At 71.5% G+C, this 1,705-nt stretch carries 2 protein-coding genes and 1 pseudogene; 2 read left to right on the top strand and 1 reads right to left on the bottom strand.

Translation table 11 applies throughout. The features are described 5' to 3' along the window. A partial coding sequence (locus tag H5J30_RS31515; protein WP_181790974.1) for a glycoside hydrolase family 10-like protein occupies positions 1 to 1,090 on the top strand: 1,090 nt, incomplete at its 5' end. Positions 1,091 to 1,136: 46 nt separating this feature from the next. On the opposite strand, the gene H5J30_RS31510 is transcribed toward H5J30_RS31515, so the two are convergent. Then, the gene (locus tag H5J30_RS31510) at positions 1,137 to 1,340 is read right to left on the bottom strand and encodes a DUF1918 domain-containing protein (RefSeq protein ID WP_037750937.1); all 204 of its coding nucleotides are present in this window, start codon (positions 1,338 to 1,340) and stop codon (positions 1,137 to 1,139) included. Between the two features lie 131 nt (positions 1,341 to 1,471). Here H5J30_RS31510 and H5J30_RS31505 point away from each other — a divergent pair. Next, positions 1,472 to 1,705, top strand: a pseudogene (locus H5J30_RS31505) (GNAT family N-acetyltransferase); the annotation flags it as partial.

The following is a 1,705-nucleotide window of genomic DNA, read 5'->3' as shown; positions in this document are numbered from 1 at the left end:
CATCGACTGGCCGGTCAAGCAGGGCCTGAGCGCGGCCGAGCAGCAGCGCCAGCTGCTGGCCCGGCTCGACGAGGCGGCGGACCGGCGGCTGAACACCGTGGTCTTCCAGGCCCGGCCGACGGCGGACGCGATGTGGCCGTCGCCGTACGAGCCGTGGTCGGAGTGGCTCTCCGGGACCCAGGGCACCGATCCGGGCTGGGACCCGCTCGGCTTCGCCGTGCGCGAGGCGCACCGGCGCGGTCTCGAACTGCACGCCTGGTTCAACCCCTACCGGGTGCGCAACGACGCGCTCGCGGAGAAGCTCGTGCCCGGGCACCCGGCTAACAAGCACCCCGACTGGGTCGTCCCGTACGGCGGCAAGATCTACTACGACCCGGGGGTGCCGCAGGTCCGCCGCTTCGTCCAGCAGTGCATCCTCGACGCCGTACGCCGCTACGACATCGACGCCGTGCACTTCGACGACTACTTCTACCCGTACCCGGTCGCGGGCCAGGAGTTCGCCGACGAGGAGACGTACCTCAGGTACGGCGGCGGGTTCGCGGACAAGGCCGACTGGCGGCGCAACAACGTCGACCTGCTGGTCTACGAGCTGGGCCGGGCCATCAAGCGGACGAAGCGGAAGGTGCAGTTCGGTGTCAGCCCGTTCGCGGTCTGGCGCAACGCGGCCACCGACCCCGAGGGCTCCGACACCCAGGCGGGCACCCAGACGTACGACAACCTCTACGCCGACACCCGCAAGTGGGTGCGCGAGCGCTGGATCGACTACATCGTCCCGCAGGTGTACTGGAACATCGGCTTCGCGGTCGCCGACTACGCCAAGATCGTGCCGTGGTGGAACGACGTGGTCGCGGGCACCGGAGTCAACCTCTACATCGGCGAGGCGCTGTACAAGGTCGGCGCCGCCGGCCAGCCCGAGGCGTGGTTCGACCCGGCGGAGCTGTCTCGTCACCTGACGTTCTGCCAGGGCTACCCGGAGGTTCAGGGCAACATGTACTTCTCCGCGAAGCTGTTGCCGCAGGACCCGCTGGGCGCGGTCAGCAGGCTCGTCGCCGACCACTACGGCGAGTCGGTGCGCCCGCCGCGCTGCTGACGGGCCCCGGTCGTCCCGGCCGCACCGCCACCCGCGGCCGCGGGCGTCAGCCCTGCCCGGACTCCCGGTCCCGATGCCGGACCACGGAGTCCGGGCCGGGCGACACCAGTGCCTCGTGGCCGTCGTCGAACCGCACCCGGTAGGGCGGTGCGCCGGCCGCGCCCATGACTTCGACGATCTCCGCCGTCCGGTCCTCCTGGCCGACGACTCGGCCGTGCACACACAGCTTGTCGCCCACTTCAGCCTGCATGGGATCGACCTCCCTGTCCGGCTCGTCACCAAACGGTGGGTTCCGTGAGGGCCAGTCTAAGGTCGCGCGCCGCTCCCGGCTCCCGGAGGATTCCGGTGTACGAGCCATGCACCGCGTGCCAGGCTCTGCCCATGGCTCACGTACCCGCGCCCTACGAGGTCTCCACCGACCCCGCCCGGCTGGACCGCGCGCTCGTCCACCACTGGCTGTCCACCGACGCCTACTGGGCCCTCGGCCGCAGCCGCGCGCAGCAGGACACCGCGATCGAGAACTCCCTGAACTTCGGCGTCTACGCCCCGGAAGGCGACCCGGGCGACCCGGGCGACCCGGGCGGCGGCTCCCGCGGCGGCGGGCAGGTCGCGTAC

It is taken from the genome of Streptomyces phytophilus, assembly GCF_013870535.1.
GTDB classification, from domain to species: domain Bacteria; phylum Actinomycetota; class Actinomycetes; order Streptomycetales; family Streptomycetaceae; genus Streptomyces; species Streptomyces phytophilus.
This window is presented reverse-complemented; position numbering and strand designations above follow the sequence as displayed.

What these genes read in the sequence shown, in the direction of transcription:
- H5J30_RS31510 (WP_037750937.1), bottom strand. Translation starts at nt 1,340, where the DNA reads ATGCAGGCTGAAGTGGGCGACAAGCTGTGTGTGCACGGCCGAGTCGTC.